Below are 20,377 nucleotides of genomic sequence, written 5' to 3'. Positions count from 1 at the left end.
GTTGGCAATAGTTTAATTGACAATTTCTAATATTCCTTGATCTGCATCTAAAGTTACTTCCACACCGACGGGTAAAGCTGCATTTGGTGCTTCATGACCAAAGGGTAAATCAGAGACAACGGGAATTCCTAAATCACCCAAGCGATCGCGCAAAACTTCTTCCACACTAAAACTAAAAACACCTGCTGGTGGTTCACATTTAGTAAAGCTACCCAAAGCAATACCACGAACTTTAGACAAAGCACCACTCATCCGCCATTGTGTCAGCATTCTATCGATACGGTAAGGCGCTTCTGTCACATCCTCAAAAGCCAGGATGACACCATCTAAATTCGGTTGAATGGGTGTACACATCAGATGAGTTGCTACAGTGAGATTTGCTGGTAAGAGGATACCATTAGCGACACCACCTCCCCAACCACAACCTTTTAAAGCATTAACAAAACGTCCTTCTACCCAATCAAATAAGCGTTGAATTGACCACTCTGGTTCATCAGCGATGGTGGTTAACAAAGGCGCATGTACACCTGAAATCCCGATTTTATAAAGACTCCAGAGTAAAGCAGTGATGTCGGAAAAGCCAATGATCCATTTGGGAGTGTGGGGAGTGTGGGAAGTGTAGGAAGAAAACGAAGCACTTTGTCCCCCTTGTCCCCCCTGTCCCACATCTTCCCAATTCCAATTTTCCAAAATCCGGGTACTACCAAAACCACCTCTGGCGCAGAGAATACCACGACATTCGGGATCTTGCCATGCTGATGCTAGGTGATGACGACGGTTTTCGTCGTTACCAGCTAGATAGCCCCATCTGTCATCTATCTCTGGGATTATTTCTACTCGATAACCGCGCGATCGCCAAATTTCTACTCCCCGTTCAAATGTCGTCAGTTCTCGCAAAGCACCGCTAGGCGCTATGACTCGTAGTAAATCGCCAGGTTGGAGAGGTTGTGGAATAATGATTTGAGATTGCATTGGTTTAGAGCAAAAATTAATGTTTATTGTTGGGGATTGGGGATTGGGGATTAGATTTTCATGTCTTGGTTGTGTGATTTATCATATGACCGTCTAGCTTGAAAATTTGTGTGGGAGTGTAGGGGGGAGAGTATCCCAATTTTTCAATATACAGCTAAGGGTTTAAACCAATACGATTCAGTTAAGCCCACAATTCTTTGTAGAGACGCGAAATTTCGCGTCTCTAACACCAATTTTCTGTACCAAAAATCCTTAACTGAACCGTATTGGGGTTTAAACCCTTAGTTAATAGCACAACTCGTCTTTATACGACTCAAATAAATTAAGTAGTCTGCTTCAGCGATTTCAATCTTAGGGTTTTTTGAACATTTAGGATGCTCCCGTGTAGGAGTATAGGAGGAGTCATATTTTCGTGCAAAGGTTGTGGGATTTTCCGGTGAGAGACTAGCTTGAAACGATAAACTTCTGGTTTCAAACAAGAAAATCCAAGCTTGAAACAGGAAACTTCGGGTTTCAAACAAGAAAATCCAAGCTTGAAACGAGAAACTTCGGGTTTCAAACAAAAAACTCCGAGCTTGAAACAGGAAACTTCTGGTTTCAAACAAAAAACTCCGAGCTTGAAACGAGAAACTTCAGGTTTCAAACAAGAAAATCCGAGCTTGAAACAGGAAACTTCTGGTTTCAAACAGGAAAATCCAAGCTTGAACCAATAAGGATATAAAAAAATCGACCATCCATGTAGACACACAAAAGCCAATCCCCGATCCCCTTCCCCTTTGTCTCCCCACACTCCCTTGTCCTCGATCCCCGAACCCCAATTTCCCTAAAATGCTTCCAAATATTTCTACAATTCCTCTACGCCAAATGGCTTCTGGCGATGTTTTATCACTACAAGTATATAAATTTGTTGGTGCTTATCCAGGCAAAAAAGTTTACATTCAATCTAATTTACACGGTGCAGAAATCGCTGGTAATGCAGTAATTTATCAGTTAATTGAGTTTTTACTGACGCTCAATGATACTGATTTAGTGGGAGAAATTTGCTTAGTTCCTGTCTGTAATCCAATGGGAACGAATACTCGTGTGCATCATTTTTCTCCCGGTAGATACTGTGTTTATGAGGCTAAGGATTGGAACCGTATCTTCTGGGATTATGAAAAAGAAGCTGATGATTTAGCGGTGTTTGCTAAATCTCAACTTCATGTAAAATGGGAGGTCGTCAAACAAAATTATCTTGCCTTAATTCAGCAAAGATTCACAGAACTTTTAGAAAAAATTAATTCTCCTAGTGGTGTACCCTATACTGAGATTTTTCGCTACAAACTACAATCTCTGAGTTTAGATGCTAATTACTTAATTGATTTACATAGTTCTACCAATCAAGGTTTAAATTACCTTTATTACTTCCCAAATCGAGAAGATAGTGCAAAATATTTTTTGCTCAATTTAGGGGTCGTGCTTGATCAATATGACGGTGATGCTTTTGATGAAGCATTTATTAAACCTTGGTTAGCATTAGAAAAAACTTTTCAACAACTAGGAAGAGATATCAAGTTTGATGTGGAGGCCTGGACACTGGAATTAGGTATGGGTATGCAAATGAATCCTGATTCTGTGGCTAAGGGAATTTTAGGAATCAAAAACTATTTAGCCTCTAAAGGAGTGCTAAAAATCACTGACTTTCCTTTAGCAAATAGTGAAAATCACGAAATGACTTTTAAAGCCAGAAGTCAGATTCAGAAATATTATGCTTCAGCAGGTGGAATGATTCAATCGAGAGTTGAATTAGGAAGTGAAATTAAAGCTGGACAGAAACTTTATCAAATTCTGAGTTTCAATAAAGCAGGTAAGCTACCTCAAGTAATTGATATTTATTCTGAGCAAAATGGACTAGTGTATGATGTGGCAACAAATCAAGCTGTGAATGAAGGGGAGTTTGTACTGGGAATAATTTAGAACTGCAATAGCATTCCTAAATTATTCGTGGACAAAAAGATCCCCGACAACTTTTGCGAAGTCGGGGATCTAATTTTTACACGTATTACTATATTTGGACATAATTCAACAAATATACACAAATATATATACTCATAAATAAATATCTACTTTATAGGTAATTAGAACTAGGGTATTATTTAATTTGGCTTTGTTAGTGAATCTTAACATTGACTGGGCTATAAGTTTTGATATTTGGTGTGTGAAATTTATTTGGTAGTTAAATATATTTAGTAGTGGATTAAACTAAAGCAAAGGCAATAGCTAAAAACTTCAGGGTGATTCTATGTTTCTTTTGTCTCTACACACCAAATTACTAATTACAAACGTAGAGTAAATGGAGTCACAAGTGACTAGTAATAATAATGACATCTTCTCTTTTGCAAGGGAAGTAATGATTCCACAGGCTCCTCCTGGTTTCAAATCAGGTTTTATCGGTATTGTCGGTCGTCCTAATGTCGGTAAATCTACGTTGATGAATCAATTGGTAGGACAAAAAATAGCCATCACTTCACCAGTAGCCCAAACTACACGCAATCGATTGCGGGGCATTTTAACCACAAAAGAGGCACAATTAATTTTTGTGGACACACCAGGAATTCATAAACCTCATCATCAATTGGGTGAAGTGCTGGTGCAGAATGCCAAAATAGCGATTGAATCTGTGGATGTAGTGCTGTTTGTGGTTGATGCTACGACAAATTGTGGTGCAGGCGATCGCTACATTGCTGATTTGCTGAGTCGCAGCAGTACACCCGTAATTTTGGGTTTAAACAAAATCGATCAACAAACAGCAGATTCTCTGGATATAGATGAAAGTTACACGCAATTGGCAAATGCTTATCAATGGCAAACAGTAAAATTTTCTGCCAAAGCAGGTATAGGATTGGGCAAACTACAGCAATTACTGATTCACAATATAGAACCAGGCCCTTACTACTATCCTCCTGATTTAGTAACCGATCAACCAGAACGCTTTATTATGGGCGAGTTGATTCGAGAACAAATTTTGTTGTTAACGCGTGAAGAAATTCCTCATTCTGTGGCGATATCTATAGATAAAGTCGAAGAAACAACAACTATTACCCGCGTACTCGCCACAATTCATGTCGAACGTGATTCTCAAAAAGGAATTCTCATTGGTAAAGGTGGATCGATGTTGAAAGCTGTTGGTAGCGCCGCCAGAGAACAAATTCAAAAGTTAATTGCAGGCAAAGTTTATTTAGAATTATTTGTGAAAGTGCAACCAAAATGGCGTCAGTCTCGTATCCGTTTGGCTGAGTTGGGATATCGCGTGGAAGAATAAAGTTATTAAGAAGTAAAAAGTAAAAAGTAAAAAGTAAAAAGATAATCCCCATAAATAAATTTAGGGGCTTGTGACCATTATTCTTTTTCTTAGGAAGTGACTTTTGCCTTGTTCGGTCATTTGTCATTGGTCAATCGTCATTAGTAAATGGCAAATTCAAAATTGATAAAAATGTCTATTGATAATTCTATTAATCTGTCTCCAGATGCTGCACCATTGCGGATTTTAATAGTTGAAGATGATCCGATGATGCAATTGGGTTTAGAACAGTCACTGATGGCGCATCCCCAATTGGAAATTGTCGGACAAGCTGAAGATGGTTATTTGGGTGTACAAACAGCGCTGAAACTTAAACCAGATGTGGTGGTGATGGATATTGGCTTACCCCGTTTAGATGGGATTGCGGCGACACAACAAATTAAAGCTGCATTACCCAACACTCACGTGGTGATGCTAACGTCTCACAAAACAGAAACAGAAATTATTGCTGCTTTATCTAGTGGTGCTGATGCATATTGTATTAAAGGAGCAAGTGTAGAGCGACTTTTAAGTGCGATCGCAGCTGCTGTTGAAGGTGCAACTTACCTTGATCCTCAAATTGCTAGACAAGTCATCGAAAATCTCAAACCACCTTCCCCTAAAGGAAATATTGCTAACCTTTCTGAACGCGAATTAGAAGTATTGAAACTGATAGTAGAAGGTTGTAGTAACCCAGAAATTGCCGAAAAACTCTACCTCAGTCCCAATACAGTGAAAACCCATGTCCGGGGAATTATGAATAAATTATCAGTTGACGATCGCGTAAAAGCAGCAGTTGTAGCCTTGCGTTCTGGATTAGTTTGAATAAGTTATCAGTTAGCTAGAGACGCGATTATACTCTTACGAGCGTCTACACGTCTGTTGATATTAGTTAGTAGTTAGTAGTTGTTTTTACCACTAACCACTAACCAACAACAAACAAATTAATGATGTATTTCCAAATTGAGAATGTAGCATCCCAGTTGAACTTTTCCTGCCCATAACTCATACTCTAGCCGTAAATGTTCCGGCAATGGGTGTCCATTCAGAACTAGACTACGAGTAAAATTACGTAGACGAATTGGTTTATGAGGTTGTAGGGACTCAGTCGGCAACCAGTAGCGAGTAATCCCATATACACCTCGTTCCCAAAAATGCCGATAGCTCAACTGAGCATTTCCTTGCATAGTCATGGTTACTCGGTAGGGAGAAATCTCTAGCCATAACACTCTCGGACTACTGGGATTCAGTGCTTCTTTACTGTTAGTGACAGTCGGTGCTGTCAATAGTAAATGAAAGCGATCGCGATCTTTTTGATACAACGTTGCGGCAGTTTCAACAACAGACCAAAATGGCAGATCTGTAGAAATCAGTGATAAGCACACGGGCTTGCGGTGATGTGTCAGCATGGGAGCGATAGAGGCTAAAAGCTAAGGAGTAAAACGAAATCAATAATCAGGGGATCGGCAATTAATGGTAAGCAACTGAATGTTCTTTAGCTAGGCTTTGATAGGCTGGACAAATCGGGCTTAAAACAAGTAAGATACCAATCTATAAAGCCTTCATCAGGCTTTTTCTAAATTTAGCTTCAGCAATGATAGTTTACGTAGTTGCAATGTGCTGTAATCAAAGTAAACACACTTGTGCTTGAGCTGTTTTCAGCTCAGGGAAACTTGCTGGTTACATTATAAGGAAGTGAGAGTAGTTGTAGAAGCGCAAAGCGTGACTTCCTGAAGTATTCAAATGCTACTATCCATAAACACGTAAACTATTACTGTTTTGTCGAATTACTGACAAGTGAACAGTTAACAGTGGACAGTGGACAGTTAACAGTGAACAGTTACTAGTTGACAACTGATAACTGATCAGTGATCACTGATCACTGTTAATACTTTTGCTATTGATCAACTTCCTATACAGTCACAAGCCAGTTTATCCTAATGTCACCTTCTGTTATAACCGTAGAAACTAAAGAAAACGTTTCGCAAAACTTAGTCATTCAGCCACCTGCTTCTGGATTATCTTTACAAGGTCGGATTCAAATTCCAGGAGATAAATCTATTTCTCATCGTGCTTTGATGTTGGGTGCGATCGCTCAAGGTCAAACCCAAATCAAAGGCTTACTTTTGGGTGAAGATCCTTGTAGCACCGCTAGCTGTTTCCAAGCGATGGGGGCTGAAATTTCCGAGTTGAATAGTGAATTAGTAACAGTTACAGGTATTAGTCTGGGAAATTTGCAAGAACCAGCAGATGTGTTGAATGCTGGTAATTCCGGTACAACAATGCGATTAATGTTGGGATTATTAGCATCCCATCCAGGACGCTTTTTTACTGTTACAGGTGATAGTTCTTTGCGATCGCGTCCTATGTCGCGTGTAGTGAAGCCACTCCAACAAATGGGGGCGCAAATTTGGGGACGTCAAGGTACTTCTTTAGCACCCTTGGCAATTTCTGGACAGGCTCTCAAACCTATTCACTACCATTCTCCCATTGCTTCTGCTCAAGTCAAATCCTGTATTTTGCTAGCAGGTTTGTTAACAGAAGGACAAACCACCGTCACAGAACCAGCCCTTTCCCGTGACCATAGTGAAAGAATGCTGAGGACGTTTGGGGCAAAATTAGATATTGACCCCCAAACTAATAGTGTCACAATTACAGGCCCTGCTCAACTGGTTGGACAAACAGTAGTTGTCCCTGGTGATATCAGTTCCGCCGCCTTTTGGTTAGTAGCTGGGGCGATCGTACCAAATTCAGATTTAGTGATTGAGAATGTCGGCGTTAATTCCACCCGTACAGGCATTTTAGAAGCTTTAGCCATGATGGGGGCAGACATTCAACTGTTGAATGAACGGGAAGTTGCTGGCGAACCAGTCGCGGATTTGCGGGTGCGCTCCGGTCGCCTACAAAGCTGTACGATCGCAGGGGAGATTATACCCAGACTGATTGATGAAATTCCAATTTTGGCAGTAGCAGCAGTATTTGCCGCAGGTACGACTGTAATTAAAGATGCTGCCGAATTACGGGTGAAAGAGAGCGATCGCATTGCTGTGATGGCACAGCAACTAAATAAAATGGGAGCAAAAGTTACCGAACTACCTGACGGAATGGAAATCACAGGTGGTACTCCCCTAGTCGCTACAGATTTAGATAGTTATACAGATCATCGGATAGCCATGAGTTTGGCGATCGCTGCTTTAGTTGCCACTGGTAAAACTACCATCCACCGCGCAGAAGCAGCAAGTGTCTCTTATCCAAATTTTATTTCCACACTACAAAGTGTCATTAGTCATTAGTCATTGGGGATTCTCCAGAGGAGAATCCCCAATCCCCAAATATATAGACAGCCTGCAAGAAAAATTCTACAATTAGTAAGATTGTAGTAAATTAACTCATTGTATTATTAGCATAAACATGGTAGAGATTGTCCTGTAATTAACTTCGCTTGCGAAATCACTTACATAATAGAAGAGAGTATTTTAGTAGAGGACAACAAGCAAAATGGATGTAAAGGTAATATTAATCGCACTGACAGCAATTTTTACTGTATCATGCTTGTTCTTTGGAACTAAAAACGGTTTCTACGATTCTGACAACTACCATGGCAATGGCTCTGCACATTGATAGAAATACAGTTAAAGGAATCGGCCCCTAATCTGTCTGATCAGAACTTTTGATGACTCAAATTTTTTGAAATCAGTAAACAGTTATCAGGCTATGGTGCGGAACTTATAAGTACCACCAACGCTCTCCACTCCACGCTTTTGTGGTAAATTTAACCCACATCATAAGACTAATAACTGATAACTGATAACTGTTAAATAGGTTCTGTGAAGACTTCCTCCCCAATAGCAAATCCGCTTTCCAAGGGCGTAGGGGCGCAAGTTAGTAAATTAGCCCCTCTATAAAGTGATAAATATCCTTATAACAGTTCTTGGCTTGTCGGAAATATTCATCAAAATAAGTTCAATGGGGAGGAAAGCATGAGCGATCGCAACTCAGCATCCTCTCGTATTGATCCAGGGGAAACAGCCAGTGAATTGGAATGTATACCCTATGGTGTCAACCATACCGAAGAAGGTGTGTGTCTCTTGGTACGGATGGGACCACACCGCTTTTTACTGGACTGCGGTTTAGCAGATATTTCGCCAATACTCAAAGGGGTGACAAAGTCAGCACGTCGAGGTAGTTCACCTCTACCTGCTGACTTTGTTTTTGTCAGTCATGCTCACCCAGATCACGCCAGAGGTTTGCTGACGCTACATCAGGCTTTTCCTTTGTTACCGATCTACGCCAGTGAAGTCACTAGTAAGTTACTGCCGTTAAATTGGCTTGATCAAGAAGGTCAACAACTGTCACAATTTTGCCAGGCTTTACCTTTGCGATCGCCACTGGAACTCAAAGATGGTCTGGTGGTGGAACTATTTCCTGCTGGACATTTACCAGGGGCTGTAGCAATTTTATTTACCTACGTTACCCCACAGCGTACTTACAAATTACTTTATACTGGTGACTTTTTTTTGTCTAACTCACGCTTAGTGGAGGGTTTGCGCTTAGAAGAATTGCGGGGTTTAGAGTTAGATGTGCTAATTATTGAAGGAACTTATGGTACTTCTCGCCACCCTCACCGTCGCAACCAAGAAAATCAACTTGCAGAAAGAATTAATCGTGCGATCGCTGACCGCTATTCTGTACTCATGCCCACACCTGCTTTAGGATTGGGTCAAGAACTATTAATGCTTTTACGCAGCCATCATCATTTTACAGGTCGTGACCTTGATATTTGGGTTAACGGTGCTGTTGCTAGTGGCTGCGATACTTACTTAGAATTATTGTCCCACTTCCCGCCCTCAGTACAGAATTTTGCCCGTCATCAACCATTATTTTGGGATGAACGGATACGCCCTCGTGTCCGGCGTTTGCAGCCAGAAAAACGTGCAACTGTTGGTAAGTATCCCTGTATTATCGTCACTGACTCTACAACTGACCTGAGTCATTATATGCAACCTGATACGGGACCCTGGCTCATTCTGTTACCAGAAAAAACTGATATAAATATTAATCATGAGCATTTTCCAGGAATAGTTACTATTGAAAACTATTTACTTGCCCAGCACAGTGATGGTCCTGGTACAACCCAATTAATTCATAATTTGCGACCACAGCATGTGATCTTTTTTCATGCTACTCCTACCTACTTGGCAGATTTGACTAGCTTGGAGGAGTTGCAAAATCGCTATCATGTACATTCTCCGGCAGTAGGTACAATAGTAGAACTACTGATTGGCGAAACCTTTTTGCAACCAGCAGCACCGGAAACAAATTATGAAGGCGAACTGACGGAGTTAGAGACGGTTGTAACGATTGCGCTTCCTGATGTGATTACAGCCGACCCCCGTTGGCAACAATTTGCTGATACAGGTTTAATCGAAGCTCGTTGGCAAGGAGAAGAACTGGTATTACGCGGATTATCGCAACGAGAACTTCTCAATCAAAGTAGCGATCGCTATGTTTGGTCTGATGTTGACTGCTGTGGAACCTGCCGACATCAAAGGGGACAACGGTGCTGGAATCCCGCGTCCCCTTTGTATAATTTCAAAGTAACTCTTGATGGTTACTGTCCGGCTTTTGAGCGTCCAAATGATAGTCACAATAGTCCTTAGTCATTTGTTTTTTGTCGAAAGCGAATGACAAATGACAAATGACCAATAACTAATAACTACTTAGTCTGGATTAGAATCTGTGTACCGATTGCGGATACGTTCTACCTCTGGACAGTCTTCAGTTAATAGAGGTTCAACATTGCCACGTGGCACGGAAGCTAATTTTTGGTTTATGGCACCAATACTTTCGAGACGAATCATCTCCTCCCAAGAGCAAACTTCATCTTCCTCTTCTGTCTCATAGCGTAGGGTCACTAAATCTCCCTCTATGTCGATGATGCGGGCGCGTTCAATCCAGCGTTGCTGGTCCCGCAAGAACACACATACCTCCCGTCCATCGCAACACAGTTGATAAATCTTGCGGTGTAGCATCTACTGCTTCTGCCTTTTTTCTAGTTAAATCTGTTAACATGTGGGTTTTATTCCCCAATTAATAGCAATCTTTCTGGGTTGATGAAATTAACCCTCAAAAATGCTCTGTGTGATCCAAACTCAAGATTTGTTTATGGTTATCAGCCAATAAGAATTTTGGATCATTAATTAAAGTTGGCTTGTATTAAATTCACCAACTCACCCTCACCTATTAGGGCCATTCAGGGAATGTTAACTTCATAGAAGTTACATAATTCAGGAGTTAACCTGAACAGGTTGATAGTATTTGCTGGTAATTCCTTAGTACCATTATGTAATAAAAGATACTCAAAAACAAGCTTAGGTTGCGGTTGTTGAAGTTGCCTACTTGTATTCATTGGTATTGCTGGGAAGTCTAGGGACTCGGCTTTACTTTTACCCCTACGTAATTGATCTTAGCTTATTCTCTAGTAACCTTCATGCTTTTAAACAACTAATGCTGAAAAAATCATGCATCTTCTTAGTCAATCGTTACTCAATGCTTAGTTTTTTAATTTTTTTTATTGTATTTAGGACATTCCATGACCAAATTTGAAGAAGCCTCTCGCTTAATTCGACCTGCATGAACAGCATCTAGTAATGTTGACAGAGCAGCTAAATCTTCTGGTTTATAGCTTTTCGTCGCCAGCATTTGATGAAGAAGACCCTCGGATTCAACACTCAGATATCCTGTTTGAAAGGCAGATTTAATAAGGGCGCGGATCATTGTGATTAGGTCATAATATGGCGATTATTTCTTCTACTGTGGAATATATTCATCTTTGTTGAGTTGATAGAGATCAGCAAGTAAGAGTGATTAGAGTTTAGATTTAAGGTGATTAAAATCACAGTATTATTCAAGTACTGAGTGTTTTTCATTTTTTATACTTTGAAGATGTAAGCACGACCTCAATACAATTTAAATTTATGTTAGTTGAAATCATAATCTATGCCTATAAAGCAAGGAATTCCAAAATAATACATTCTGATTAACGATACAATAAAAACTGTAAAATTACGTAAAAAAAATTAGTTTTTATTAAAAACTTTACATATACTTAATCAGCGAAATTCATAGAGTGCTAGCACATAAATAAACGAAAATCCTCATCTTGTTGACTTAACTCTACCCAATCGAGATTTAAAGCACGGAATTTATGCACCAGGCGATCGCAAGCAGGACGTTCGGTGGCATAATGACCAGCATCAACTAAAACTAAACCGCGATCGCGACTTTCTTGAAACTGATGAAACTTACAATCAGAAGTTAGATAGACTTGAGCGCCAGTTTTGGCTACCGCCGAAATCAAACTAGCCCCCGAACCTCCCAAAACGGCTACTCTGTCAATTTTTTGCTGTAAATCTGCCGTGGGAGAGAAAATTACAGAGGGAGGATGTAGTCTATCTTTAATTGTTGTTAGTAAATCCTGCAACACTAAAGCAGGTTGGAGAACACCTACACGTCCGTATCCCAAACCTGCTTGCGTGGGTACTATGGGAGAAACTTGTTGAAGTTCCAAAATTTGAGCCAAAACATCAGCAGTACCATCTTGAACTTGATCAAAATTAGTGTGAGCAGTGTAAATTCCAATATTGTGGCTAAAAGCTAACCGCACCATTTCCGCAATTGGGTTTCCACTACACAAAGACTTAGGCGGACTAAAAATCAGGGGATGGTGGGCAAAAATTAGATTTACAGGGATACCAGCTTTTTGATAAGCGATCGCTTCGTGCATTACCGCCAAAGTTGGTGTTAGACAAATCAGAATCCTTGCTTGTTCCTTTAAAATACCCGGTTCAATCTGCCAACCACAATTATCCCAGCTTTCTTGCCAAGCTGGATTTGCCCATTCTTCAAACCAAGCGATTAAATCAGCAATTTTCATTTTCTTGTTTGTTGATCAATAGCCAATGGTCATTAGCGCTCTTTCATCACTCTGGATAGAGAAAAACAACTATTTGTCTCCCCATACTTCCCACATTCCCTTGTCTTTTCAACCCCAATACGGTTCGGTTAAAGATTTTTCGTCATAATTTTGTCATGTAGAGACGCGAAATTTCGCGTCTCTACACAAGGTTTTTGGTCTTATCCGGAACCGTATTACCCTCAACCCCCAACTACCCAGAAATATGAACAACCAATTCTCTATGATGACTATGCTGGCGATGTTCCCAAACGTAAATTCCTTGCCAAGTTCCCAAAACTAAGTGACCTCTGTTAATAGGGATGGTTTCTGATGTGTGGGTGAGGGCGGTACGTATATGTGCTGGCATATCATCCGGTCCTTCAGTATCGTGAATATACTGGGCTGATTCTGGGACAATTTTGGCCATAAAATTTGTCAAATCTCTGAGTACATCTGGATCGGCGTTTTCTTGAATCAGCAAACTAGCAGAAGTGTGACGCAAAAATAAAGTGCAAAGTCCCGTTTCAACTCCTGACTCTGCAACTATTGCTTCAATTTTGGCAGTGATGTTGTGCAAAAATTTACCTGTAGTGGAAATCCTAAGCAGCTTTTGATAGTGAGTCATTCGATTTTAGCCCACATTCCGCAGGTGCGATCGCAAATTATTGTATTTTTGAAGCATGACAGCTTCACCATTAGATATAAGAGTACAAGATATTGACCACTGCGGCATAGTCGCAAAAATAGCCCTGTACTTTTGGAGTACAGGGCGTGAATTTTAGACTCATTCAAAATCTAAAATCCGAAACTATTTACCATTACCATTACCTCCATTACTACCATTAGTAGTTAAAATGCGTTCAGCAAGTTTATCAGGAACTTCTTGGAGATGGTCGAATTCCCAATGGAACGAACCGACGCCGAGAGTTTGCGATCGCAATTCAACGATAAAATTATGCATCTCGGCTTGTGGTAAGTAGGCTGTAACACTATCCCAACCTTGCCAGTCATGGATAGCTTCGTAACCTAATATTTGTCCACGTCTACCAGTTACCAACTGCATTACTTTGGAGGTGAATTCGGTAGGAGCTGTCACTTGCACTCGCAGAATTGGTTCTAGGAGAGTGGGCTGACACTGAGTAATTCCGGTTTGCATTGCTACACGGGCAGCTTGCTTAAATGCTTGTTCGGAACTGTCAACACTGTGATAAGAACCGTTAGTTAAAGTTACCGCCACATCTACAACCGGGAAACCTAAAGGCCCATGTGCTAAAAATTCCCGCACACCCATTTCTACACCGGGAATATACTGTTTGGGAACTACGCCACCAACAATGGTTTCCTTGAAGTTAAAGCCTTCGCCCCGTGATAGAGGTTGGATGTCGAGATAAACATCACCAAACTGACCGTGACCACCACTTTGGTGTTTGTAGCGTCCATGAACCGATGAAGCTGGTTTGCGGATGGTTTCTTTATAAGGTATTTGCGGTAAGTGGGTGGTCATCGGTAGATTATACTTGCGGCGCAGGCGATCTAGTGCCACTTGTAAATGAATCTCGCCTTGACCCCAAAGGATAACTTCGTGGGTATCGCCGTGTTGTTCCCAAGCCAGTGATGGGTCTTCTTCTAATAATTTGGTGACAGCGCCACTCAGTTTAACTTCATCGTTGCGTTTTTCGGGAATAATGGCGAGGGCATAAACTGGTTCAAGTTTTCCAGTTTTGGGTAATTCTTTGGCAGTAGCGCTAGATAATGTATCTCCTGTCTTGATACCTTCCATCCGGCTTAAAGCTACAATTTCTCCAGCCCCAACTTGATTAATTTGGTGTAGCTGTTGTCCTATCAAATGATAAATACCACCAGCACGAACACCATTGAGGACAATACCATCGGTGAGTTTACCTTGCCAAACCCGAACTAAGGAAAGTTTACCACCTTGGGGAGTGTAATAAGTTTTTAAGACTTGGGCAATAGTAGCATCATTTTTTTTGCTGCTACTTAAGCGACGTTCGGCTGTAGTTTCTGGTTCTGGTGCTTCCCGCACTAAAGCTTCTAGTAGGGGTCTGACTCCATAATCTTGTTCGGCGACACCAAAGAACACTGGAACTACCAAATCTGCCCCTAATTCCATTTTTAAGTCTTTGAGAATTTCCTCTTGGGGCGGTTCAATGTCTTCTAAAAGTTCTTCTAGTAAGTGGTCGTCAAAATTTGCTAAAGCTTCGAGCATTTCTGCTCGTGCGATATGTTCTTCTTCTTTTAATTCTTCAGGAAAAGGAACAGGATCAGCAGGTGCGCCGGAATGATAGTGATATGCTTGTTCGGTAACTAAGTCAATAAAACCAATTAGCTGTTCTCCCCGCATAATTGGGTATTGATGGGCAACTAGGGGACGACTAGAAACAGCTTTGAGGGCGTGCAGTGTTTCCAAAACATGAATATTCGCCCGATCCATTTTGTTAACAAAGACTAGGTGGGGAATTTCCCAGTCATCCAAGAATTTAAATAGAGGTGCAAGAGTGAGAACGCGCTCGTTGATTGGTTCGCAAACTACAATTGCTGCATCGACTCCTATGAGAGCGTTATAAGTTTCTTGAGCAAATTCTACACTGCCGGGACAGTCAATAAAGGTGAAGCGGATATCATTATATTCAGTGTTAGCAGTGCTGACTTCTACGCTCATTTGGCGATCGCGTGCTTCTTGAGAGCTATCGCCGACTGTGTTACTATCCTTAACGCTGCCTTTGCGGGAAATAGCGCCTGTTACAAATAACAAGCTTTCGAGTAAGGTAGTTTTTCCACTCAAATAAGGGCCGACAATTGCGACATTTCGCGAACCCGATTTTACTTTTTCGTTCATAAAAACTCCTTTGCGGCCTATGTTTCTAACCGCCTAATAGTTGAGTTATGAAGAGTTCAAAACCGTTATTTAGAAAATTATCCCGTCTTTAATTTGACATTAACTCGCCTTTAACCGAGCGGCAAAGAATCGTATTTTGTTGTAAGATTTTGGTCATTAATAATTACAATCTATAAATTTTTTTATATAAACTTGTACTTTAGTAAAAATATTGCCATCCTTACCAAATCTTTGTTAATAGAACGTAACTAAATGTAGTTGCAAGATAGTAAAGTATATGCAGGCATTAGTCTATAAATATCGCCTTCGGACATTCTTAAAAAGTAAAAAGATAAAAGTTAAAAGTAAAAAGAAAATCCCCATAAATAAATTTAGGGGCTTCAAACCCAATATTTTCTTTTTCTTTCTTTTGCCTTTTTTGGTGAGTTTGATATTTTTACCTTGTTCTTTACTGGCACAGAATGCTCCCAGCAAGGCTACAGACTATTTAAATCAGGGATTGCAAGCTGTGCAAACAGGGAGAATACAAGATGCGATCGCAGCTTTTCAACAAGCTACCCGATTAGATCCCAGCCTCGCTCCAGCGCATTACAATTTGGGTTTAGCACTACGACAAGCTGGACATTTACAATCTGCTGCGGATGCATTTTATCGCGCTACCCAAGCCGATCCCCAGTTTGCTTTAGCTTATGCGAATTTGGGTGGTGCATTGTTAGAAGGCAAGAATTTACAACAAGCAAATGATTATTTACAAAGAGCCATAGAACTTGATCCCAAACTGGGGGTAGCTCACTATAACTTGGGGTTGGTCAGAGAGGAACAACAAAATTGGGATCAAGCGATCGCATCTTTTAAAAAAGCAATGGAATATAGCAAAAATGCACCAGAACCAGCCTATCATCTAGGCATATCTTATCTTCAACAAAACAAAATTGATCAAGCCAAAGATGCCTTTCGTAAAGCCATACAAATAAATCCAAAATATCCAGAAGCTTATTATAGTCTTGGTTCAGTTTTGTATAACCAAGGTAAGTCAAAAGAAGCTCTAGAAGCCTTTAGAAAATCTGCGGAAGCTAATTCCAATTATCCCAACGCTTATTATGGTGCAGGACTAGCTTTTATACAATTACAGCAGTACGCAGATGCAGTACAAGTATTGCAATTCGCGAGAGATTTATACAAAATTCAGAATAATCCCGAATGGACAAATAAAGCTGAACAATTATTACAACAAGCGCAACAAAGACGGAATTAGGAATTAGGGATTGGGGATTGGGGATTAATCAGTTAACAATGACCAGTTTAATTTGATAACTGATAACTGATCACTGATATGTCTCCCTTGTCTTCATTCAGGCTCAAGGAGAGCTTGCACTTGTGTCAATAATTCATCAATATTGATTGGCTTGTGTAGAAATCCATTTACTTGTAATTGCTGCTGTTCAAATGTTGGCAATTCATCATAGGCTGTTACTATGACAATCGCAACAGAAGGCTGGTTCTGTCGAATCCATTTGGCGACCTCATAACCATCGAGTTCTGGCATCATTAAATCTAACAATACTAATTTTGGTGGATTCGCTTCTATTTTGGCGATTGCTGTGTATCCACCAGAAGCAATGTCAACTTGATAGCCCTCGGACTCTAGTATTGTAGCCAGTAGCAAAGAATTATCGATCACATCGTCAACGACAAGAATTTGTGTTTTATTCAAATTTTCTTCAGAAAATAAACAATTCATACAACAAAATATTTATTAAATGTGTCATTTTATGAGAAAATACTCAAAAAATAAGGCTCTTCCAAAACAAAACCTTTTTCTTCTATATTTCCTCTTATTTTGGTGTTATCTACCTCTGGCTATAGTAGGAATATAAACATATCTAAAGAAATATTAAAAAGAATCAAAGTAATTGAAAATTAACTAATACAGTGTCTATCTATGATTAAAAGTAAGACTAAGTAATGTAGTGTAAATTACTTTTTGCTGTCAATAATACAAAATAACTGTTATTTGATTAAGCTAAAAACTAAAAAAATGCGATCGCCTGGGTGTCAAAGTGTAGTTAATAGCAATTTTATTCTAAGTTTAAGTACATAATTACTATAGAAGCACAATGTTGCTATATGCTCTGACTGGGTAGTTTATTATACTTGGAAAATGGTGTAAAGATATTGGTATCAGCAAAAGCAGCTTACTACAGACAAGGGTAGCAGCAGTGAAAATAAACAAAAGCATTCTTTGTACTTTTGGTTTGCTACTCCTGTGTTGCACTTCTGAAGTTGCGTATGCACAGGAAATAAAGAACTGTCCTGAAAGCCGTTTGGAGCTTGGAGCTATTTGTAAGAATGAAGGGGTAGTAAACAATACTTATAACACCTACAAATACCCCGCAATCCAAAACCCCAAAATCCCTTCTTCTCGTTCAGTACAGCCGACACGAGCAAAACCAGATGTATTCTCAATACAATTTTCATGTTGAGTTTATACAGAAGTAGATATTGAGTTAGGATGTGGTTTTAAAATTGCTTTAGCATCTTCCTCAAAAGATGAAAGTATGTTAGCAATTTTACTGACAATAAACTTATTTAACTTTCTGTCCGCCTTCTTTCGGCACAGTCGTAACTCTACGAACGCTATCATAGTTGATAACCGAATGCCAGAAAGACTATGAACATTACCACAATTCGTCAGCAAATCAATCAATATTTAGATGGATTATCATCTGATCGCTTACAAATGGTAGCTGAATTTATTGCATATTTATCTGAGAAGGAAAGCGAAGAAGCAACCCAGGAATTACTTGATATACCTGGCTTTATAGAATCCTTCGAGCGTGATAAAAAAGATGTTGCAGCAGGTAATGTAACTAACTGGAGAAATATCCGCTCAGATGTATGAAGTTGTTTTATCAACTGAAGCACAGGAAGTTTATGCTTCGGCTGATCAAGCTTTAGCAAAGAAAATAGCAAAATGTTTTGCATATTTGGAACAAAATCCGCGTTTTCATCCCAATATTAAAGCCTTAAAGGGTGATTTGATTGGTTACTATCGCTATCGTATAGGTTATTATCGAGTGGTTTATCAGGTTGATGATAATAACAGTCAAGTTATGATTACTACTATTGTTCATAGACGTGATGCTTATTAATCGAGTATGTAGTAGTCCTAAATTATTCATGAACAACAAGAACCCCGACTTTTCTAAAAAGTCGGGGTTCTGTAATCAAAATCAAAAATAATTACTGTGTTTGATCAAAAAGGTGCGTTAGGCTTTGCCATAACGCACGCTACTGAAGCTGAATATCTAACTAAAGTGTTTGATAATTGCTTCCGCAAATTCGGAACACTTCAAAGGTTCAACAGGTGGTTCCATTAACCGGGCTAAATCGTAGGTAACTTGACGGTTGGCGATCGCATCTCCAAGACCTTTTTTGATTAAGTCTGCTGCTTCTTGCCATCCTAGATACTCCAGCATCATTACACCGGACAAAATCACCGAACCAGGATTAATCCGATCCAAGCCAGCGTGTTTGGGTGCTGTACCGTGGGTAGCTTCAAAAACCGCGCATTCATCGCCAATATTTGCTCCTGGCCCCATTCCCAGTCCACCGACAATGGCGGCGGCTGCATCAGACAAATAATCGCCATTCAAGTTCATTGTCGCCAGAATCGAATACTCATCTGGTCGAGTTTGAATTTGTTGGAAAATACTATCAGCGATGCGGTCATTGACCATCACCTTGTCTTTCCATTTACCATTACCGTGAGTTGACCAAATTGAGTTAAGAACAGTTTCTACTTCCTTGACAATTTGCTCTTTCTTCTCTGCGGTCAAAGCATCAAAACCAGGATCAACCATCCGGGCGTTTTCTTCTGCGGTGAGGTTGGGGTTTTTCTCTTTGTTGCCTAAAATCCAAGATTCTCGTTCAGTGATACAACTGACGCGAAATTCACTAGTTGCGAGTTCGTAACCCCAATCACGAAAAGCGCCTTCGGTATACTTCATAATATTACCCTTATGCACCAAAGTCACCATTTGTTTGTGTTTTGGTAGTTGCAGGGCGTGTTTGATGGCGCGTCGAACCAAGCGCTGGGAACCAGTTTTACTGATTGGTTTAATACCAATACCAGAGTCGAGGGGAATTTGTTTTTTGCCGTGTTCTGGTGTTGCGGGGATAAGTTCTTTGTTGAGGTATGAAATGAGGCGATCGCCAATTTCACTACCTTGTTTCCACTCGATCCCCAAATAAATATCTTCGGTATTTTCCCGATAAACAATCACATCGAGTTTTTCGGGACTTTTGTGAGGAGAAGGTGTACCTGCATAGTACCGACAAGGACGCACACAAGCATAAAGGTCAAAAATTTGCCGTAAAGCAACATTAAGCGAGCGGATACCACCGCCGACAGGAGTGGTTAATGGCCCTTTAATCGCAACACCATATTCCTGAATTGCTGTCAGAGTATCTTGGGGTAAATACTGATATATACCGTATAATTCGCAAGCTTCATCGCCAGCATATACCTTGAACCAGCTAATTTTTCGTTTGCCTTTGTATGCTACCTCTACGGCAGCATCAAAAACTTTTTGGGCTGCTGGCCAGATATCGATCCCAGTACCATCACCCCGAATAAAGGGGATGATTGGATTGTCAGGAACAGTTGGTTCACCATTTTTGAAAGTAATTTTTGCTCCGGTTGAGGGGGGAGTAATTTTTTCGTACATTCACACACTCCTGATTGTGAAGCAGCGACGTCAGCTGCCATATTTGTTGATAATTGGTAGTTGATCGTTGTTTGTTGCTAGATCATTCTTCAAAGCAATCAACAACAAACAGCAATCACATATTTTGCTGTACTTTGTAATCGAGCAAGCCAACAAACAGAGTTTTTCCCCTCTGGAGAAGAGTATAAGCGACTGAAGACGAGGAACCAAATTATTTTCCGTACTTTGTGGGGAGTGTGGGAAGTGTGGGGAGTGTAGGGAGTGTAGGGAGAAAAATTACTTTATTTGTCCATGTTGTCCCCAATCCCTGATCCCCGTTCCCCGATTCCCAATCCCCAATCCCCGTTCCCCGATTCCCAATCCCCAATCCCCGATTCCAGATCCCCAATTCCCAATCCCTTTCGATGCTATCTTACCGCCTAGAGGCGTAATTGGTATACTCTGGGAATATACAGCAAAAAGCTAGGAATGAAGAATAAAACAGAGATCACCTATTGCCGCAAGGAGGCTCCCACTGTACCTGAAAGGTCAGTGGTGAGAGG

At 40.3% G+C, this 20,377-nt stretch carries 20 protein-coding genes; 10 read left to right on the top strand and 10 right to left on the bottom strand.

The annotated features are described in order from the left end of the window. Positions 1–12: 12 nt before the first annotated feature. Positions 13–972: a S66 peptidase family protein gene (locus AC5JMK_RS10910; protein WP_495910073.1), complete on the bottom strand. Its 960-nt coding sequence runs from the start codon at positions 970–972 to the stop codon at positions 13–15. A gap of 491 nt (positions 973–1,463) precedes the next feature. Here AC5JMK_RS10910 and AC5JMK_RS10905 point away from each other — a divergent pair, with 491 nt between their 5' ends. The 4 genes from AC5JMK_RS10905 (at position 1,464) to AC5JMK_RS10890 (ending at position 5,116) form a co-directional block, all read left to right on the top strand. Next, complete coding sequence (locus AC5JMK_RS10905) at positions 1,464–1,685, top strand: hypothetical protein (protein ID WP_495910072.1); 222 nt, start codon at positions 1,464–1,466, stop codon at positions 1,683–1,685. A gap of 115 nt (positions 1,686–1,800) precedes the next feature. After that, entirely contained in the window at positions 1,801–2,928 is a 1,128-nt protein-coding gene (locus AC5JMK_RS10900) for a succinylglutamate desuccinylase/aspartoacylase family protein (RefSeq protein WP_495910071.1), read from the top strand. Positions 2,929–3,361: 433 nt separating this feature from the next. Next, on the top strand, positions 3,362–4,273 hold the full coding sequence (era, locus tag AC5JMK_RS10895) for a GTPase Era (protein ID WP_096674017.1): 912 nt from the start codon (positions 3,362–3,364) through the stop codon (positions 4,271–4,273). A gap of 171 nt (positions 4,274–4,444) precedes the next feature. Next, complete coding sequence (locus AC5JMK_RS10890) at positions 4,445–5,116, top strand: response regulator transcription factor (RefSeq protein WP_096678722.1); 672 nt, start codon at positions 4,445–4,447, stop codon at positions 5,114–5,116. A gap of 119 nt (positions 5,117–5,235) precedes the next feature. Here AC5JMK_RS10890 and AC5JMK_RS10885 read toward each other — a convergent pair whose 3' ends face one another. Next, entirely contained in the window at positions 5,236–5,700 is a 465-nt protein-coding gene (locus tag AC5JMK_RS10885; protein ID WP_096674015.1) for a hypothetical protein, read from the bottom strand. 531 nt (positions 5,701–6,231) lie between these two features. Here AC5JMK_RS10885 and aroA point away from each other — a divergent pair. The 3 genes from aroA to AC5JMK_RS10870 all read left to right on the top strand — a co-directional run bounded on the left by aroA (position 6,232) and on the right by AC5JMK_RS10870 (position 9,951). Next, complete coding sequence (aroA, locus tag AC5JMK_RS10880; protein ID WP_495910070.1) at positions 6,232–7,584, top strand: 3-phosphoshikimate 1-carboxyvinyltransferase; 1,353 nt, start codon at positions 6,232–6,234, stop codon at positions 7,582–7,584. A gap of 205 nt (positions 7,585–7,789) precedes the next feature. Next, positions 7,790–7,912, top strand: a complete 123-nt coding sequence (locus tag AC5JMK_RS10875; protein WP_033377436.1) for a DUF8629 family protein — start codon at positions 7,790–7,792, stop codon at positions 7,910–7,912. Positions 7,913–8,271: 359 nt separating this feature from the next. After that, positions 8,272–9,951 (top strand): MBL fold metallo-hydrolase, encoded by a 1,680-nt coding sequence (locus AC5JMK_RS10870; protein ID WP_495910069.1) that lies wholly within the window; start codon positions 8,272–8,274, stop codon positions 9,949–9,951. A 60-nt stretch (positions 9,952–10,011) separates the two neighbouring features. Here AC5JMK_RS10870 and AC5JMK_RS10865 read toward each other — a convergent pair whose 3' ends face one another. From AC5JMK_RS10865 to AC5JMK_RS10840, 6 genes are all read right to left on the bottom strand, one after another. After that, positions 10,012–10,272 carry a DUF6679 family protein gene (locus AC5JMK_RS10865; RefSeq protein WP_374869404.1) on the bottom strand — a complete coding sequence of 87 codons (261 nt, stop codon included), beginning with the start codon at positions 10,270–10,272 and terminating at the stop codon, positions 10,012–10,014. After that, positions 10,241–10,363 (bottom strand): hypothetical protein, encoded by a 123-nt coding sequence (locus AC5JMK_RS10860; RefSeq protein WP_268743774.1) that lies wholly within the window; start codon positions 10,361–10,363, stop codon positions 10,241–10,243. Before AC5JMK_RS10860 ends, AC5JMK_RS10865 begins: the two co-directional genes overlap by 32 nt. A 489-nt stretch (positions 10,364–10,852) precedes the next feature. Further along, on the bottom strand, positions 10,853–11,068 hold the full coding sequence (locus AC5JMK_RS10855; protein ID WP_096674007.1) for a hypothetical protein: 216 nt from the start codon (positions 11,066–11,068) through the stop codon (positions 10,853–10,855). A gap of 355 nt (positions 11,069–11,423) precedes the next feature. Next, entirely contained in the window at positions 11,424–12,227 is an 804-nt protein-coding gene (locus AC5JMK_RS10850; protein WP_096674005.1) for a Nif3-like dinuclear metal center hexameric protein, read from the bottom strand. A gap of 232 nt (positions 12,228–12,459) precedes the next feature. After that, entirely contained in the window at positions 12,460–12,873 is a 414-nt protein-coding gene (locus tag AC5JMK_RS10845; protein WP_096674003.1) for a secondary thiamine-phosphate synthase enzyme YjbQ, read from the bottom strand. A gap of 183 nt (positions 12,874–13,056) precedes the next feature. Beyond that, positions 13,057–15,105 carry an elongation factor G gene (locus tag AC5JMK_RS10840; RefSeq protein ID WP_096674001.1) on the bottom strand — a complete coding sequence of 683 codons (2,049 nt, stop codon included), beginning with the start codon at positions 15,103–15,105 and terminating at the stop codon, positions 13,057–13,059. A gap of 277 nt (positions 15,106–15,382) precedes the next feature. On the opposite strand from AC5JMK_RS10840, the gene AC5JMK_RS10835 reads away from it, so the two are divergent. Further along, entirely contained in the window at positions 15,383–16,360 is a 978-nt protein-coding gene (locus AC5JMK_RS10835) for a tetratricopeptide repeat protein (protein WP_495910068.1), read from the top strand. Between the two features lie 93 nt (positions 16,361–16,453). Here the strand turns inward: AC5JMK_RS10835 and AC5JMK_RS10830 are convergent, their stop codons facing one another. Further along, positions 16,454–16,819, bottom strand: coding sequence for a response regulator (locus AC5JMK_RS10830; protein ID WP_495910067.1), 366 nt, complete (start codon positions 16,817–16,819; stop codon positions 16,454–16,456). A gap of 957 nt (positions 16,820–17,776) precedes the next feature. On the opposite strand from AC5JMK_RS10830, the gene AC5JMK_RS10825 reads away from it, so the two are divergent. Both AC5JMK_RS10825 and AC5JMK_RS10820 read left to right on the top strand, forming a co-directional pair. After that, complete coding sequence (locus AC5JMK_RS10825) at positions 17,777–18,007, top strand: hypothetical protein (RefSeq protein WP_096673997.1); 231 nt, start codon at positions 17,777–17,779, stop codon at positions 18,005–18,007. Next, positions 18,000–18,257, top strand: coding sequence for a type II toxin-antitoxin system RelE family toxin (locus AC5JMK_RS10820; protein WP_096673995.1), 258 nt, complete (start codon positions 18,000–18,002; stop codon positions 18,255–18,257). Before AC5JMK_RS10825 ends, AC5JMK_RS10820 begins: the two co-directional genes overlap by 8 nt. 156 nt (positions 18,258–18,413) lie before the next feature. Here the strand turns inward: AC5JMK_RS10820 and AC5JMK_RS10815 are convergent, their stop codons facing one another. Further along, on the bottom strand, positions 18,414–19,835 hold the full coding sequence (locus AC5JMK_RS10815; RefSeq protein ID WP_096673993.1) for an NADP-dependent isocitrate dehydrogenase: 1,422 nt from the start codon (positions 19,833–19,835) through the stop codon (positions 18,414–18,416). Between the last annotated feature and the right edge of the window lie 542 nt (positions 19,836–20,377).

It is taken from the genome of Pelatocladus sp. (genome assembly GCF_059505505.1).
The sequence above is the reverse complement of the archived record's forward strand: the minus strand, read 5'-3'. Positions and strand labels throughout refer to the sequence as shown.

Excerpts from the sequence above, each read along its gene's own strand:
- AC5JMK_RS10910 (WP_495910073.1), bottom strand. The coding sequence starts at position 972 with ATGCAATCTCAAATCATTATTCCACAACCTCTCCAACCTGGCGATTTA.
- AC5JMK_RS10900 (WP_495910071.1), top strand. The coding sequence starts at position 1,801 with ATGCTTCCAAATATTTCTACAATTCCTCTACGCCAAATGGCTTCTGGC.
- era (WP_096674017.1), top strand. The coding sequence starts at position 3,362 with ATGATTCCACAGGCTCCTCCTGGTTTCAAATCAGGTTTTATCGGTATT.
- AC5JMK_RS10890 (WP_096678722.1), top strand. The coding sequence starts at position 4,445 with ATGTCTATTGATAATTCTATTAATCTGTCTCCAGATGCTGCACCATTG.
- AC5JMK_RS10885 (WP_096674015.1), bottom strand. The coding sequence starts at position 5,700 with ATGCTGACACATCACCGCAAGCCCGTGTGCTTATCACTGATTTCTACA.
- aroA (WP_495910070.1), top strand. The coding sequence starts at position 6,232 with ATGTCACCTTCTGTTATAACCGTAGAAACTAAAGAAAACGTTTCGCAA.
- AC5JMK_RS10875 (WP_033377436.1), top strand. The coding sequence starts at position 7,790 with ATGGATGTAAAGGTAATATTAATCGCACTGACAGCAATTTTTACTGTA.
- AC5JMK_RS10870 (WP_495910069.1), top strand. The coding sequence starts at position 8,272 with ATGAGCGATCGCAACTCAGCATCCTCTCGTATTGATCCAGGGGAAACA.
- AC5JMK_RS10860 (WP_268743774.1), bottom strand. The coding sequence starts at position 10,363 with ATGTTAACAGATTTAACTAGAAAAAAGGCAGAAGCAGTAGATGCTACA.
- AC5JMK_RS10855 (WP_096674007.1), bottom strand. The coding sequence starts at position 11,068 with ATGATCCGCGCCCTTATTAAATCTGCCTTTCAAACAGGATATCTGAGT.
- AC5JMK_RS10850 (WP_096674005.1), bottom strand. The coding sequence starts at position 12,227 with ATGAAAATTGCTGATTTAATCGCTTGGTTTGAAGAATGGGCAAATCCA.
- AC5JMK_RS10845 (WP_096674003.1), bottom strand. The coding sequence starts at position 12,873 with ATGACTCACTATCAAAAGCTGCTTAGGATTTCCACTACAGGTAAATTT.
- AC5JMK_RS10840 (WP_096674001.1), bottom strand. The coding sequence starts at position 15,105 with ATGAACGAAAAAGTAAAATCGGGTTCGCGAAATGTCGCAATTGTCGGC.
- AC5JMK_RS10835 (WP_495910068.1), top strand. The coding sequence starts at position 15,383 with ATGCAGGCATTAGTCTATAAATATCGCCTTCGGACATTCTTAAAAAGT.
- AC5JMK_RS10825 (WP_096673997.1), top strand. The coding sequence starts at position 17,777 with ATGAACATTACCACAATTCGTCAGCAAATCAATCAATATTTAGATGGA.
- AC5JMK_RS10820 (WP_096673995.1), top strand. The coding sequence starts at position 18,000 with ATGTATGAAGTTGTTTTATCAACTGAAGCACAGGAAGTTTATGCTTCG.
- AC5JMK_RS10815 (WP_096673993.1), bottom strand. The coding sequence starts at position 19,835 with ATGTACGAAAAAATTACTCCCCCCTCAACCGGAGCAAAAATTACTTTC.